15 protein-coding genes and 2 pseudogenes are annotated in these 13,875 nt (G+C 63.0%); 8 read left to right on the top strand and 9 right to left on the bottom strand.

Annotated elements, in window-relative coordinates:
* Positions 1 to 11: 11 nt before the first annotated feature.
* Positions 12 to 728 (top strand): transporter substrate-binding domain-containing protein, encoded by a 717-nt coding sequence (locus AC3CCE_RS31915; RefSeq protein WP_023689468.1) that lies wholly within the window; start codon positions 12 to 14, stop codon positions 726 to 728.
* Positions 729 to 749: 21 nt separating this feature from the next.
* On the opposite strand, the gene AC3CCE_RS31910 is transcribed toward AC3CCE_RS31915, so the two are convergent.
* The 6 genes and pseudogenes from AC3CCE_RS31910 to AC3CCE_RS31885 form a co-directional block, all read right to left on the bottom strand.
* Positions 750 to 1,076 (bottom strand): cupin domain-containing protein, encoded by a 327-nt coding sequence (locus AC3CCE_RS31910; RefSeq protein WP_444849045.1) that lies wholly within the window; start codon positions 1,074 to 1,076, stop codon positions 750 to 752.
* Between the two features lie 222 nt (positions 1,077 to 1,298).
* Positions 1,299 to 2,579: an O-acetylhomoserine aminocarboxypropyltransferase gene (locus AC3CCE_RS31905; RefSeq protein ID WP_023711524.1), complete on the bottom strand. Its 1,281-nt coding sequence runs from the start codon at positions 2,577 to 2,579 to the stop codon at positions 1,299 to 1,301.
* A 167-nt stretch (positions 2,580 to 2,746) separates the two neighbouring features.
* Positions 2,747 to 3,268, bottom strand: coding sequence for a CoA-binding protein (locus AC3CCE_RS31900; protein WP_352625297.1), 522 nt, complete (start codon positions 3,266 to 3,268; stop codon positions 2,747 to 2,749).
* Positions 3,265 to 4,046 (bottom strand): annotated as a pseudogene (locus tag AC3CCE_RS31895) (AAA family ATPase). The gene AC3CCE_RS31900 and the pseudogene AC3CCE_RS31895 overlap by 4 nt, the downstream one beginning before the upstream one ends.
* Before the next feature lie 8 nt (positions 4,047 to 4,054).
* A complete protein-coding gene (locus AC3CCE_RS31890) occupies positions 4,055 to 4,477 on the bottom strand; it encodes a VOC family protein (protein ID WP_352625299.1) in 423 nt (140 codons plus the stop codon).
* 11 nt (positions 4,478 to 4,488) lie between these two features.
* Positions 4,489 to 5,310 carry an enoyl-CoA hydratase gene (locus tag AC3CCE_RS31885; RefSeq protein ID WP_023689473.1) on the bottom strand — a complete coding sequence of 274 codons (822 nt, stop codon included), beginning with the start codon at positions 5,308 to 5,310 and terminating at the stop codon, positions 4,489 to 4,491.
* Between the two features lie 146 nt (positions 5,311 to 5,456).
* On the opposite strand from AC3CCE_RS31885, the gene AC3CCE_RS31880 reads away from it, so the two are divergent.
* The 3 genes from AC3CCE_RS31880 (at position 5,457) to rpsI (ending at position 7,086) form a co-directional block, all read left to right on the top strand.
* Positions 5,457 to 5,921 carry a PaaI family thioesterase gene (locus tag AC3CCE_RS31880; RefSeq protein WP_023693292.1) on the top strand — a complete coding sequence of 155 codons (465 nt, stop codon included), beginning with the start codon at positions 5,457 to 5,459 and terminating at the stop codon, positions 5,919 to 5,921.
* A 216-nt stretch (positions 5,922 to 6,137) separates the two neighbouring features.
* Positions 6,138 to 6,602: a 50S ribosomal protein L13 gene (gene rplM / locus AC3CCE_RS31875; RefSeq protein ID WP_023669409.1), complete on the top strand. Its 465-nt coding sequence runs from the start codon at positions 6,138 to 6,140 to the stop codon at positions 6,600 to 6,602.
* 1 nt (position 6,603) lies between these two features.
* Positions 6,604 to 7,086 (top strand): 30S ribosomal protein S9, encoded by a 483-nt coding sequence (gene rpsI / locus AC3CCE_RS31870; RefSeq protein ID WP_023669408.1) that lies wholly within the window; start codon positions 6,604 to 6,606, stop codon positions 7,084 to 7,086.
* A 260-nt stretch (positions 7,087 to 7,346) separates the two neighbouring features.
* Here the strand turns inward: rpsI and AC3CCE_RS31865 are convergent, their stop codons facing one another.
* The gene (locus tag AC3CCE_RS31865) at positions 7,347 to 8,252 is read right to left on the bottom strand and encodes a LysR family transcriptional regulator (RefSeq protein WP_352625302.1); all 906 of its coding nucleotides are present in this window, start codon (positions 8,250 to 8,252) and stop codon (positions 7,347 to 7,349) included.
* 91 nt (positions 8,253 to 8,343) lie between these two features.
* Between AC3CCE_RS31865 and AC3CCE_RS31860 the strand changes: the two genes are divergently transcribed.
* Positions 8,344 to 9,216, top strand: coding sequence for an aldo/keto reductase family oxidoreductase (locus AC3CCE_RS31860; protein WP_023689475.1), 873 nt, complete (start codon positions 8,344 to 8,346; stop codon positions 9,214 to 9,216).
* A 200-nt stretch (positions 9,217 to 9,416) separates the two neighbouring features.
* Here AC3CCE_RS31860 and AC3CCE_RS31855 read toward each other — a convergent pair.
* Positions 9,417 to 9,636: pseudogene (locus AC3CCE_RS31855) on the bottom strand (glycerophosphodiester phosphodiesterase family protein); the annotation flags it as partial.
* 98 nt (positions 9,637 to 9,734) lie between these two features.
* Between AC3CCE_RS31855 and speB the strand changes: the two are divergent.
* The 3 genes from speB (at position 9,735) to AC3CCE_RS31840 (ending at position 12,593) form a co-directional block, all read left to right on the top strand.
* Positions 9,735 to 10,736, top strand: a complete 1,002-nt coding sequence (gene speB / locus AC3CCE_RS31850) for an agmatinase (protein ID WP_352625304.1) — start codon at positions 9,735 to 9,737, stop codon at positions 10,734 to 10,736.
* A gap of 29 nt (positions 10,737 to 10,765) precedes the next feature.
* Positions 10,766 to 11,692 (top strand): N-acetyl-gamma-glutamyl-phosphate reductase, encoded by a 927-nt coding sequence (gene argC, locus AC3CCE_RS31845; protein WP_023700521.1) that lies wholly within the window; start codon positions 10,766 to 10,768, stop codon positions 11,690 to 11,692.
* Positions 11,693 to 11,753: 61 nt separating this feature from the next.
* Positions 11,754 to 12,593 carry an aminoglycoside phosphotransferase family protein gene (locus AC3CCE_RS31840; protein WP_352625306.1) on the top strand — a complete coding sequence of 280 codons (840 nt, stop codon included), beginning with the start codon at positions 11,754 to 11,756 and terminating at the stop codon, positions 12,591 to 12,593.
* Between the two features lie 53 nt (positions 12,594 to 12,646).
* Here the strand turns inward: AC3CCE_RS31840 and AC3CCE_RS31835 are convergent, their stop codons facing one another.
* Positions 12,647 to 13,771: a COX15/CtaA family protein gene (locus tag AC3CCE_RS31835; RefSeq protein WP_352625307.1), complete on the bottom strand. Its 1,125-nt coding sequence runs from the start codon at positions 13,769 to 13,771 to the stop codon at positions 12,647 to 12,649.
* Positions 13,772 to 13,875 lie beyond the last annotated feature (104 nt).

Genomic DNA, 13,875 nt, shown 5'->3' with positions numbered 1-13,875 from the left:
GGAGCCGACGCATGCCCGAGAAAATGAGATTCGCCTTTCTACAGGAACCACCCTTCTGCTTTATCGACGGATCGGGACGTCTGGGCGGCAGCGATGCCCAACTGGCCAAGAGGGTCTGCCTGACGCTCGGGCTGGAACTTTTGCCCATCGAGACCGAGTTTGCCGAGCTGCTGCCTGGGTTTGCCGAAGATCGGTGGGACATAACCACCGGCCTGTTCATTTCCGACGACCGCCGGAAGCTGGTCGACTTCACAAGGCCGATCTGGATGCTGGCGGATGGATTGCTGGTCGCGAAAGACAATCCCCGCGCCTTCGATGGCTATCGGTCCGTCGCCAATGATCGGACGGCGCTGATCGGCGTCATATCGGGCCAGATCCAGCACCGGACGGCCCTGCAAAACGCTATTCAGCCCGAACGGCTAAGGATATTTGCCACTCAGGCCGAAGCAGCTAACGCCGTCGCGGCCGGCGTGGTGCATGCCTATGCGAGTGCAGCGCTCGCGCATCGCGGCTATCTGAGCCGGCGACCCAACGCGCCTCTCGACGTCGTCGACGTCCCGGCAGTCGAAAAACAGCCAGCGCCCGGCGCTTTCGCTCTCGCCAAAGGCAGTGCCACCCTACTCCAGCGCGTCGATTTATGTCTCAGTGATTTGCTTGGAAGTCCCTGGCACAGGGAGATGATGAGCGGATACGGCTTTTCCGACACTGACATCGATCGGCTTTTGTGAAGTCCAAGCGCGACCGAGCGGTCAGAGCTTGATCACATACTCCTTGCGGGTCGTTTCAAGCACTTCCCAGCTGCCCCTGAAGCCTGGCCTGAGCACGAAGCTGTCGCCGGCGCGCACCGTGCGCGCCTCGCCGCCATCCTCGGCAACCACCGAGACGCCGGACAGGATGTGGCAGAACTCCCATTCGTCATATTCGATGCGCCATTTGCCCGGCGTCGCTTCCCAGATGCCGGCATAGAGGCGGCCATCGCGCTCCTCGACATTCCAGGTGCGGAACTTCGGATCGCCCGCAATCAGACGATCCGGCGCCGGGGCGCCATGTTCGGCGTCGACGCTGTCGGTCAATATGGCCAGGTAATGCGCGGACAGGGTTTGCCTCCAACAGATTAGTGAGTAGTGAGTAGTGCAGTGAGTAGTGACTAGTGAGTAGTGAGTAGTGAGTAGTGAGTAGTGAGTAGTGAGTAGTGAGTAGTGAGCGGAAAGCGCTCCCTTGAGCGGGTGGCTGATCACTAATCACTGCTAACTAGTGAATACCGACTACTACTCACTACTCACTACTCACTAAAAAAATCAAACCTTGGCCAAAGCCTGTTCCAGGTCGGCGACGATGTCGTTGACATCCTCGATGCCGACGGAAAGCCGGACCGTGTCCGGTCCCGCACCCGCCTTGACCTTCTGCTCGTCGGAAAGCTGGCGATGCGTGGTCGATGCCGGATGGATGACCAGCGACTTGGTGTCGCCGACATTGGCGAGGTGCGAGAACAGTTCGAGCGCCTCGACGAACTTGATGCCGGCCTCGTAGCCGCCCTTCAGGCCGAAGGTGAAGACAGCACCGGCGCCTTGCGGCGAGTATTTCTTCTGCAGCGCGTTGTTCTTGTCGCTGGGCAGGCCGGGATAGTTGACCCAGGCGACCTTGGGGTGGTTGGACAGCCAGCCGGCTACGGTGATCGCATTGTCGCAATGGCGTTGCATCCTGAGCGGCAAGGTCTCCAGCCCGGTCAGGATCAGGAAGGCATTGAACGGCGAAATGGCCGGGCCGATGTCACGCAGGCCAAGCACGCGCGCGGCGATGGCGAAGGCGAAATTGCCGAAGGTTTCGTGCAGGACAAGGCCGCCATATTCGGGGCGCGGCTCCGACAGCATCGGATATTTGCCGGATTTCGACCAGTCGAACGTGCCGCCATCGACGATGGCGCCGCCGATCGAATTGCCGTGGCCGCCGATGAACTTGGTCAGCGAATGGACGACGATGTCGGCGCCATGCTCGATCGGCCGCACCAGATAGGGCGAGGCCAGCGTGTTGTCGACGATGAGCGGCAAGCCGTGCTTGCGGGCGATGTCGCCGATCTTCTCGATGTCGACGAAGGTGCCGCCGGGATTGGCCAGGCTCTCGATGAAGATCGCCTTGGTCTTGCCATCGATCTGGCTTTCGAAAGTGGAGATGTCGTTGGTGTCGGCCCAACGCACCTCCCAGCCGAAATTCTTGAAGGCATGGCCGAACTGATTGATCGAACCACCGTAAAGCCTTGTGGCGGCGACGAAATTATCGCCAGGCCGCATGAGATTGTGGAACACGATCACCTGTGCGGCATGGCCGGAAGCAACGGCAAGTGCAGCCGTGCCGCCTTCGAGCGCCGCGATCCGCTCTTCCAGCACCGCCTGGGTCGGGTTCATGATGCGGGTGTAGATGTTGCCGAAGGCCTTCAGCCCGAACAGCGAGGCGGCATGGTCGGCATCGTCGAACACAAAGGAGGTCGTCTGGTAGATCGGCGTGGCGCGTGCGCCCGTTGCCGGGTCGGGCTTGGCGCCGGCATGGACGGCGAGCGTGTTGAAACCGGGCGTGCGGGTCATCGAAAACCTCCCTGAGCGGTAAACGTGTGAATGGTGAAATGATGAATGGTGAGCGATAAATGGTGGTCGCAAAGTCGGCCAGTCCCACCTTGATTGCAAGCCGCTCATATGCGGCTTTACCCGGCTTCCAGGAAAATCCTTCTATTCACCATTCACCATTCACTGCCTTACTTCTGGCGCACACCGAAACTCTGGAATCCCGACCGCATCAGCGGCTTCTTCGACGAAAGCACACCGGAGTTGACGCCGGTCCAGCCGATCTCGCCCGACAGCTTGCCATATTCGATCTTCGGGCAGCGGTTCATCACCACCTTGATACCGGCCGCCTCGGCACGCGCGGCCGCCTCGTCATCGCGCACGCCAAGCTGCATCCAGACGACTTTCGGCAAGGGGTCGAGCTTCAGCACCTCATCGACAATGCCGGGCACCGATGCAGAGGCGCGAAAGATGTCGACCATGTCGACCGGCTCCGGCAGATCGGCAAGGCTGGCATAGGTCATGCGGCCGAGGATTTCCTTGCCGGCCTGCCCAGGATTGATCGGAAACACCGAAAAGCCCTTGGCCAGCAGATATTTCAGCACGAAAAAGCTCGGCCTGACATCGTTGGCCGACGCGCCGACCATGGCGATGGTCTTCACAGAATTGAGGATGCCGCCGATATAGGCATTGTCGTAGCTATCGTGATTCACTCGTCGGTCTCCCTCAGTGCTTCCTCCATAAAGGACTGCGGGTCCGTGCAGAAGTCGCGCATCATGCGAAAATGATCGGTGTCGGTGAAATCGGTCGGATCGAGGCCGAAACGGCTGATTCGGAAGAGCCGCGCGCCGGGACAAGCCATCAGCAGCGGCGAGTGCGTCGCCATGATTACTTGCGCCGTGCCGGACCGGTCCATGCGCCGCAGCATCTTCAGCAGCTCGATCTGCCGCGATGGCGACAGCGCGCTTTCGGGCTCGTCGAGGATGTAGACGCCTTGCCGGCGGCAGCGCTCCTCGAAGAAGCGGATGAACCCTTCACCATGCGACCACGATAGAAAGTCCGGTGGCGGTGGCCTGAACGGGTCCTCCAGCGCCGCCTGATCGAGATAGCGGGCGACGGAGTAAAAAGATTCGGCGCGAAAGAACCAGCCGGCGGTGACTTTTGGCAGCCAGTGGCCGCGAAACGTGTTCGCCAGTGCCGCACCGCTTTTGTCGATGGCAGTGGAATGGTCGACCGGCCGGTAGCCCTTGCCGCCGCCGGCTTCGTCGTAACCGGCCAGCGCGCCGATGCTTCCAGCAGTGTCGATTTGCCGGTGCCGTTTTCACCGACAATGATGGTGATCGGCGTGGTGAATTCGAGCTCGAATTCACGGCCGCGAAAAAGCGGCAGGTTCCAGGGATACTTGTCCCAATCTTCCACGCGCTCGGGGTCAATCAGGATGCGTTTGAGATAAGGCGCCTTAAGCCGGGTCAGTTGCTTGCGATAGCCCATGCGGACGCTCAGTCCGGCAGCGAGATGGTGCCGTCATCCGCGATCGGGAAGGCCGGATTGTGTGCGACTTCCCAGACATGGCCGTCGGCATCGGCGAAATATCCATACCAGCCGCCCCAGAAGGCGCGGCCTGCCGGCTTGACGATCCTGCCGCCGGCATTCTCGGCGGCCGCCAGCACGTCGTCGACTTCGGCATCGGAGCGGGTGTTGTAGGCGAGGTAGACCGCCGACGGTGCTGCGGCGAAGGCAATGCCTGAATCCTCCTCGGCGCTTGGCCTCGGGAACAGGCCGAGAATGGCGCCGCCCATCTGGAAGAAGGCGACGCCATCGGTGATGCCGGCGTGGCGCTTCAAGCCCATGCCTTCGTAAAAGCGCACGGCGCGCTCGAGATCGTCGGTGGCGATGGTGATGATGGAGATGCGCGGTTCCATGGATCGAAAACCTATTCGTCCGTCCATTCCGGTTTGCGCTTGCCGATGAAGGCGCCGATGCCTTCCTCGGCGTCGCGGGCCAGCATGTTCTCGACCATGACGCGGCCGGTATAGGCATACGCGTCCGCCAATCCCATCTCGGCCTGCGCGTAAAAGGCTTCCTTGCCGGTCTTGACCACCAGAGATGATTTGGAGGCAATGGTTTGCGCGTATTTGGTGACGATCTGATTCAGGTATTCGCGCGGCACGACGCGGTTGACCAGGCCGAATTCCTTGGCGGTTGCCGCATCGATGGTCTCGCCGGTGAGCAGCATTTCCATGGCGTGCTTGTGAGACACGTTGCGTGACAGCGCCACCATCGGCGTCGAACAAAACAGGCCGATATTGACGCCCGGCGTGCAGAAGGTCGCTTCATGCGAGGCAATGGCGAGGTCGCAACTGCAAACCAGTTGCAGCCCCGCAGCGGTGGCTAGGCCATCGACTTCGGCGATGATCGGGAGCGGATGGCGCACGATCTGCTGCATCAACGCCGCGCAAGCCGAAAATGTCTGCTCGAAAAACCCCTTGCCCTTGTCGGCGTCGGCGCGGCGCGCGGTCATTTCCTTGAGATCGTGACCGGCGCAGAAGACTTTCCCGGCGGCCGCCAAGACGATGACGCGGACCGATTTGTTGGCCTTGGCACGGTCGAGCTCGGCGCTCAATGCCGCCATGACGGAAAGCGACAAGGCATTGGCGGGCGGATTGGCGAGCGTCAGGCGCAGCACGCCCTTGTCCAGCCCGGCGATGACCGGCCCGTCTATGGCAACAGGTTTGATCGAAAGGATTTCGGCCATGACAAGGGTCTCCGCGATTCCGCCGGGCGCCGCCAGACTATCTAATATCGGATCGAGTTTCATCAACACCCATCGCTTGCGCCAGAGGTGTTGCCAGAAGCGCATCATTGCGTTCATACAGGCCCGGCATAGAACGAGAGACCGACATGCCCGCCCAGGACAATCTCAAGCCGGTGCTGACGGCGGCTGAAGTCAATGCGCTGATGGCCAGCGTCTACCCCCAGCTCAACGACGAGTTCACGTCGTATGAGGCGCTCGATGTGTTTCCCGGCGGCTGCACGGTGCGGCTCAACGCCAGCGAACGGCATTTGCGTCCCGGCGGCACGGTGTCCGGGCCCTCGCTGTTCACGCTGGCCGACATTGGCGGCTATGTCTGCGTGCTCAGCCATGCCGGGCCGGATGCGCTTTCGGTTACCGTCAACCTCAACATCAATTTTGTCCGCAAGGCCGAAGCCGGGCCGATCGACGGCCATTGCCGCATCCTGAAGCTGGGCAAGAGCCTGATGGTGTTCGATATCGACATCGTCGCCGGACCGAAGGGACACACGGTAGCGCATGCGACCGGCACCTATTCGATCCCGCCGAAGCGCGCCGCCGATGTGGTAAAATAATACCTTTTGATCAAACCTTTGTTTTTATTACACTTTACGAGCAGACGTGCTTTTCCCGCGCCTTGACGTGCACCACCCCCTCGCCTATAAGCCGTCACGAAGCAGCGGCCCGCAAAGGCCGCCGTTTTGTTATTGGCGGCGGGCAAGTGCCTTGTCGCCAATCCAAGCAACAAGAAACGCCTTCTTCGGAAGGTCAAAATCGAAAGCAGAAAATCCATGGCAACCTTTTCGCAGAAGCCTGCGGATGTGGTGAAGAAGTGGGTGCTGATCGACGCCGAGGGTCTCGTCGTCGGCCGTCTCGCCACTGTCATCGCCAATCATCTTCGCGGCAAGCACAAGCCCACCTTCACCCCGCATGTCGACGACGGCGATAACGTCATCGTCATCAATGCCGACAAGGTGGTGTTCACCGGCAAGAAGTTCACCGACAAGGTCTATTACTGGCACACCGGTCACCCCGGCGGCATCAAGGAGCGCACCGCGCGCCAGCTGCTCGAGGGCCGTTTCCCCGAGCGTGTCGTCGAGAAGGCCGTCGAACGCATGATCCCGCGCGGGCCGCTCGGCCGTCGTCAGATGAAGAACCTCCGCGTCTATGCAGGCACGGAACATCCGCATGTCGCCCAGCAGCCCGTCACCCTCGACGTCGGCGCGCTGAACGCCAAGAACAAGAAGGTTGCATAAGATGGCTGAGCTTTCCTCGCTCGCAGAATTGGGCGCCGCCACCGGCAACACCAACACCCAGCCGGCAGCACCCGTCCATGTCCAGAAGCTCGACAAGTCGGGCCGCGCCTATGCCACCGGCAAGCGCAAGAACGCCATCGCCCGCGTCTGGGTGAAGCCGGGTTCGGGCAAGATCGTCGTCAACGACAAGGAATTCGCGACCTATTTCGCGCGTCCGGTCCTGCAGATGATCCTCAACCAGCCGATCATCGCTTCCAACCGCGCCGGCCAGTACGACATCGTCGCCACCGTCATCGGCGGCGGCCTGTCCGGCCAGGCCGGTGCCGTTCGTCACGGCATCTCCAAGGCGCTGACCTACTATGAGCCGGCACTGCGCGCCGTGCTCAAGAAGGGCGGCTTCCTGACCCGCGACAGCCGCGTCGTCGAGCGCAAGAAGTACGGCAAGGCGAAGGCCCGTCGTTCCTTCCAGTTCTCGAAGCGCTAAGCGCTGCGACGTTCCAGACATCGAAAGGCCGCCTCCGGGCGGCCTTTTCTTTTGGGTCTCGGCAGTCACCCCACCCGGCGCTTCGCGCCGACCTCCCCATCGAGGGGAGGTAGGAGGTCGCGGCAGTTTTGCCGCCCGGACAATCCACGATGGTCCAGCGGCTAGCAAACCAGTTCGACCATAAAAACGCGGCACCCTACCTCCCCTCGATGGGGAGGTCGGCGCGAAGCGCCGGGTGGGGTGATGGCGCCGGCCTCGGTTCAAGTCTCAGAACTTCCGGCCTTGATGTAATCGATAAACGCCCGTAGCGGCGCTGGAACCAGACGCCGTCCGGGATAGTACAGAAATGGTCCGGGAAAACTCTGCCACCACGGTTCGAGCACGGGCTCCAGGGCGCCGCTTTCGAAGTGAGGGCGAAGCCAGCCCTCGAAGAGAGCGACGATGCCGCTGCCGGCAATGGCCGCATGGACGGCAAGATCGCTCGCCCCGCCGATCCGCACGATCAACGGCCCCGTCGTGTCGACACGCACCACCTCGCCGTCGCGCTCGAATTCCCACGGCAGCATCGCACCGCTGGCAAAACGACCGCGCAGACAAGCATGGCCAAGCAGGTCGCTCGGGTGCTGCGGCCGCCCATGGCGCTCGAGATAGGCGGGGCTGGCGCCAGTGGCGAAGCGCTGGACGCGCGGTCCGATCGGCACCGCGATCATGTCCTGCTCCAGTCGCTCGTCATAGCGGATGCCGGCGTCGCAGCCCGCCGCCAGCACGTCGACGAAGTTCTCATCGGCGATGACCTCCAGCCGAATGCCGGGATAGGCGGCGAGGAAGCCCGGAACGATGTCGGGCAATATCAGCCGCGCGGCGCTGACCGGGACGTTGAGGCGCAGCGAACCAGCCGGCCTGTCGCGAAAGCCATTGACCACGTCGAGGGCCGCCTCCACCTCCGACAGCGCCGGGCCAAGCCGTCCGAGCAGGCTGAGACCTGCGTCGGTCGGAACGACGCTGCGTGTCGTGCGGTTGAACAGCCTGACGCCGAGCTGCGTCTCCAGGCGGCGCACCGCTTCGCTCAGGCCCGACGCGCTGCCGCCGCCGGCGCGAGCCCCTTCGCGAAAGCCGCCGGCACGCGCCACCGTCACGAAAGCGTTCAGATCGCCAAGGTCCATCATTGTTCGCCATTCCGCACAAGCTGTACGGATTGTACCTTATTATCCCGAGGTTGAGCAGCGTCTATCTTCGCCTCCTCAAAGGAGACCGACCATGTCCACCATCCAAAAATCCGGCACATTCACCCTCGGCAGCCACACCGTGAAACGGCTCGGCTACGGCGCCATGCAACTTGCCGGCCCGCACGTTTTCGGTCCGCCGAAGAATCATGACGCGGCCATTGCAGTGCTGCGCGAAGCGGTGGCCTCCGGGGTCAACCACATCGACACCAGCGACTATTATGGCCCGCATGTCACCAACCAGCTGATCCGCGAAGCGCTGGCGCCCTATCCGCAAGACCTCGTCATCGTCACAAAGATCGGGGCGCGGCGCGGCAGCGACGGCTCATGGCTGCCTGCCTATTCCGCCAAGGAACTTGAGCAGGCCGTGCACGATAATCTCAGGAATCTCGGTCTTGAGGTGCTGGATGTCGTCAATCTGCGCATCATGTTCGGGGTGATGGGTCCCGCCGAGGGCTCGATCGAGCCGCAGTTGACCGCGCTTGCCGAACTGCAGCGCAAGGGTCTGGTGCGCCATATCGGCCTGAGCAACGTCACCCCAGCGCAGGTCGAGGAAGGCCGTGGGATCGCCGAGATCGTCTGCGTGCAGAACCAGTACAATCTGGCGCATCGCGACGACGACGGGTTGATCGATGAACTGGCGCGCGCCGGTATCGCCTACACGCCGTTCTTCCCGCTCGGCGGTTTCAGCCCGCTGCAGTCGTCGACCTTGTCGGATGTGGCCGCGCGGCTCGGCGCCACACCCTTGCAGGTTGCGCTCGCCTGGCTGCTGCGCCGCTCGCCGAACATCCTGCTGATCCCGGGGACGTCGTCGATCGGGCATTTGAGAGAGAACCTGGCGGCGGCGGAACTGGAGCTGTCGGCCGATGTGCTAAGGGAATTGGATGGGGTGGCGAAAGCGGCGTGAAGATTTTGCGGGCGGCGCTGTCACCCCACCCGCGCCTTCGGCGCGACCTCCCCATCGAGGGGAGGTAGGAGGTCGCGGCAGCCTTGCATGCCTCGCAATCGCTACGACTGTCGGAATCTAAAGCGCCAACGCCCTACCTCCCCTCGATGGGGAGGTCGGCGCGCAGCGCCGGGTGGGGTGATGGCGCCGACGTACGATTACTAATTGATACTCGCCGTATTCGCGGCTCGGCCGGCTTCGCCTCATCCACATAAGGCACCCTAAACCCGTTGGCCCCCAGCCAGCCAATGGCAGCCTTCGGTTCGTCGGTCTGGATGATGGTGGCGCCGCGTTCGGCCCAGAAACCGTGGTCTCGGCCGGCATGCCGGCCTGCACCGCCAGTTCATCGCCGCAGCCGCCGGAGAGGAAGCCGCCGGGCCTTGCACCTTGGCGATACAAGTCCTTCGCCAAGCTGTGACTGGCATCTTGCGTGCCGGTTCTGTAGTTGTGGCAGCCCGATGAACAAAGAAGGACCCGTAATGGCGAACCAGACCATCGACAACGCGTTCACCGCCCGCTCCAAGACGGGGCCTTCCTTCGAGCCGACCTATGCCGGCGCGCTCTCGTTCATGCGGCGCAAATACACCAAGGATGCAAAGGGCGCGGACGCCGTCGTGTGGGGCATTCCGTTCGATGCCGCCGTCACCAACCGGCCGGGCGCGCGCTTCGGGCCGCAGGCGATCCGCCGCGCCTCGGCGATCCTCGACAACGACCCGCAATATCCGTTCTCGCGCGACCTGTTCGAGCATCTCGCCGTCATCGACTATGGCGATTGCCTGCTCGATTCGGGCAATCACCAGAAGACACCAGGCACGATCGAGCGCGAGGCGGCGAAGATCCTGAAATCGGGTGCCTTCCTGTTGTCGCTCGGCGGCGACCATTTCGTCACCTGGCCGCTGCTCAAGGCGCATGCCGCCATCCATGGGCCGCTGGCGCTGGTGCAGTTCGACGCGCATCAGGACACCTGGCCTGACGATGGCAAGCGCATCGACCACGGTTCGTTCGTCGGGCGCGCCGTCAATGAGGGCATCATCGATCCTGATCGTTCGATCCAGATCGGCATCCGCACGCATGCCCCCGATACGTTCGGCATCAAGATCCTTTACGGTCGCGAGATCGAGGAGATGCGGGCTTCCGACATCGCCTATGCGATCGTCGACCGCACCGGCGGCAGGAAGACCTATCTCACCTTCGACATCGACTGCCTCGACCCGGCCTTTGCGCCCGGCACCGGCACGCCGGTTGCCGGCGGACCGTCCTCGGCGAAAATCCTGTCGACGCTGCGCCAGCTCGGCCAAGTCGATATTGTCGGCGCCGACGTCGTCGAGGTTGCGCCGGCCTATGATCACGCCGATATAACGGCGATCGCCGGCTCGATGGTGGCCATGCACTATCTCGGCCTGGTGGCCGAGCGAAAAGCGCGGGCGGAAGAGCTGAACAGCGGCAACCATGGCGCGGCAAACCATGGCCAGGGCATATAGGCCTGAATTAGCAGGGAATTGACGGGCACATGAAACCGAAAATCTTCATCGATGGCGAACACGGCACCACCGGCCTGCAGATCCGGGCGCTGCTGGCCGAGCGCGGCGACCTCGAGATCATCTCGATCCCGGCCGAGCGCCGCAAGGAAACGGCGGCGCGCGCCGAGTTCCTCAATGCAGCCGATGTCGCCATCCTGTGCCTGCCGGATGCGGCTGCCAAGGAAAGCGTATCGCTGATTGCCAACGACACCACCAAGGTGATCGACGCCTCCACGGCGCATCGCGTAGCCGAGGGCTGGGAATATGGCTTTGCCGAGATGGAAAAGGGCCAGGCCAAGATCATCGCCAATGCAAAACGCGTCGCCAATCCCGGCTGCTGGCCGCAAGGACCGATCGCGACACTGCGGCCGCTGGTCGCCGCCGGCCTGCTGCCGGCGGATTTCCCGATCACCGTCAATGGCATTTCGGGCTATTCGGGCGGCGGCCGGCCGATGATCGAGGACTATGTCGCCAAGGGCGAGGATGCCTCTGAATTCCAGGTCTATGGGCTGACCCTGCAGCACAAGCATGTGCCGGAGCTGCGCACCTATGCGAAGCTGTCGCACGATCCGATCATGCAGCCGGCGGTCGGCAATTTCGCCCAAGGCATGATCACAGTGGTGCCGCTGCAGCTCGGCGGGCTCGACCATGTGCCGGTCGGCGCCGAACTGCACGCGGCAATCGCCGACCATTTTGCCGCCATCAAGGGCGGCGTGGTCGAGGTAGCTCCTTACGAGCACGTGGAGCGCCTGCCCGAGATCAATCCCGAGGTCTATAACGGCACCAACCGCATGAAGGTCTATGTCTTTGCCAATGACGACAGGGCGCAGGCGCTGCTGATTGCGGTCTATGACAATCTCGGAAAGGGCGCCTCGGGTGCTGCCGTTCAGAACATGGATCTGATGCTCGGCCTTTAATTCAGTTGGAGAGAGCATGTTGCCCGAAAACCGCTTAACACTTTTCGGCATCACGCTCTGAATGGACGCGCCTGCATTTCCAAAGCGCTGGAAGATCAGCGCGCCCGAGCTCATTGCGGAGACGTTTTCGAGCCGCATCTGGAAGGTGCGGCGTGAGGACGGCTCGCCGGCCATCGTCAAGGCGCTCAAACCATTCGACGATGTCGAGGACGAGTTGCGCGGCGAGCACTATCTCGCATGGCGGCGCGGCGAAGGCGCGGTGCGGCTGCTTGGCCGGGACGGCCACCGCATGCTGCTCGAATATGCCGGCGACACCCTGCTTTCCGACGTTCTGGCCAAAGAAGGCGACAACGCCGCGACCGCAATCGCGGCCGAGTTGATGGGGAGACTGTTCTCGCCCTCAAGACACCCTGCCCCGCCGGACCTGCAGCCGCTGCGGACACGGTTTGCCAGCCTGTTCAAAAAGGCCGGAGCCGATCGCGACGCCGGAGAGCACAGCCTCTATATCGAGGCCGCCGAAATCGCGGACCGGCTGCTCGATGCCCCGCATGCGGTCAAGCCGCTGCATGGCGACCTGCATCACGACAACATTTTGCACGGTGCGCGCGGCTGGCTGGCGATCGACCAGAAGGGCGTGCTCGGCGATCCCGGCTTCGACGCCGCCAATCTGTTCTACAACCCACTGGGGCGCGACGACCTCTGCCTCGATCCCGAGCGCATCGCGCATATGGCTGAGATCTTCGCCAGGACACTCGGCCAGACGCCGGCTGCCATTCTCGACCATGCCATCGCCTATGGCTGCCTGTCGGCCGCATGGCATCATGAGGACGAGAATGCGGTCGACGAGAACCGCGAGCTGTCGGTTGCGGGAGTGATCCGAAAGGTGCGGCTCAGCTTCTGACCGGCGCAGCCTCGCGCTTTAGACGTAGCGAGGCAGTTCGTTCGCGAAATAGATTATTGCGACGGCCAAGACACCGTAGACGATGTACCTGCGTTCATGGGCGGCCGCGTTGGCAGTGGATAGGCGCCCTTGTTGCCGCGCCAGTGGGCGGCGGCAAATCCCAGCAGGACCAGCGCGAAGGCCTGATGGGTCAGCGCCATGTGCAGCGGCACCTGCATCAGCAGCGTGCCGATGCCGATCGAGGCCTGCACCAGCACCAGCAGAAACAGCAGCGTTGCGCGGCGTGCGTGTGTCGTGCCCGGCAGCCGCCGGCGCGTCGCTATCATATGCCAGAGCGCGATGGCAAAGACCGTATAGGCGCCGAGCCGGTGGACGAACTGCACCGTCTTCGGGTTCTCGAAGAAATTGCGCCAGGCCGGTTCGAGCAGCAGCAGCTCGCCGGGGATGATCTTGCCGTCCATCAGCGGCCAGGTGTTGTAGCTCAGGCCGGCGTCGAGCCCTGCGACCAGGCCGCCGAGATAGATCTGGACCAGCACCAGCAGCACGATGAAGCCGGCCAGCCTTTGTGTCGGCCGGTCGGCGGCAGGCTCCGAATGCGGCGCCAGCCCGCGCGCGACCACCATGGTGGCGGTGAAGATCAGGGCGGCAAGCGTCAAATGCGTGGCCAGGCGGTACTGGCTGACGGAGATCCGGTCGATCAGGCCGGAGGCCACCATCCACCAGCCGATGGCGCCTTGAAGGCCACCAAGCAGCAGAATACCGACCAGCTTTGGCCCAAGGCCGCGCTCGATGCGGCGCGTCGCCCACAAGACCAGCAGCGGCAGGCCGAAGACCAGGCCGACACTGCGCGCCAGGATACGGTGCGCCCACTCCCACCAGAAGATCGATTTGAAGGCGTCCAGGCTCATGCCCTTGTTGAGCTCGGCATATTGCGGAATCTTCTGGTAGAGCTGGAACTCCTCCTGCCACTCGGCGTCGTTGAGCGGCGGTATCACGCCGTGGATCGGCTTCCACTGCGTGATCGACAGGCCGGAATTGGTGAGCCTGGTGGCGCCGCCGACCAGCACCAGCGCAAACAGCACCAGAAGCACGACATAAAGCCAGCCGCGCAGCAGAGCCCGGTTTTGCAGATCGCGATCGCGGTCAATGTAAGGCGCGGCGGCTGATATGGCGGCCATGGGTTGGTCCCGGCAGGTTGACGTGGCGGATTGGTGAACCATCGCAACCCGGCTGACAAGACCGGACGGCGCGGCACGCCGTCGCGCCGCAAGTCACGGGTTGC

The organism is Mesorhizobium sp. P160187 (genome assembly GCF_057766425.1).
The sequence above is the reverse complement of the archived record's forward strand: the minus strand, read 5'-3'. Positions and strand labels throughout refer to the sequence as shown.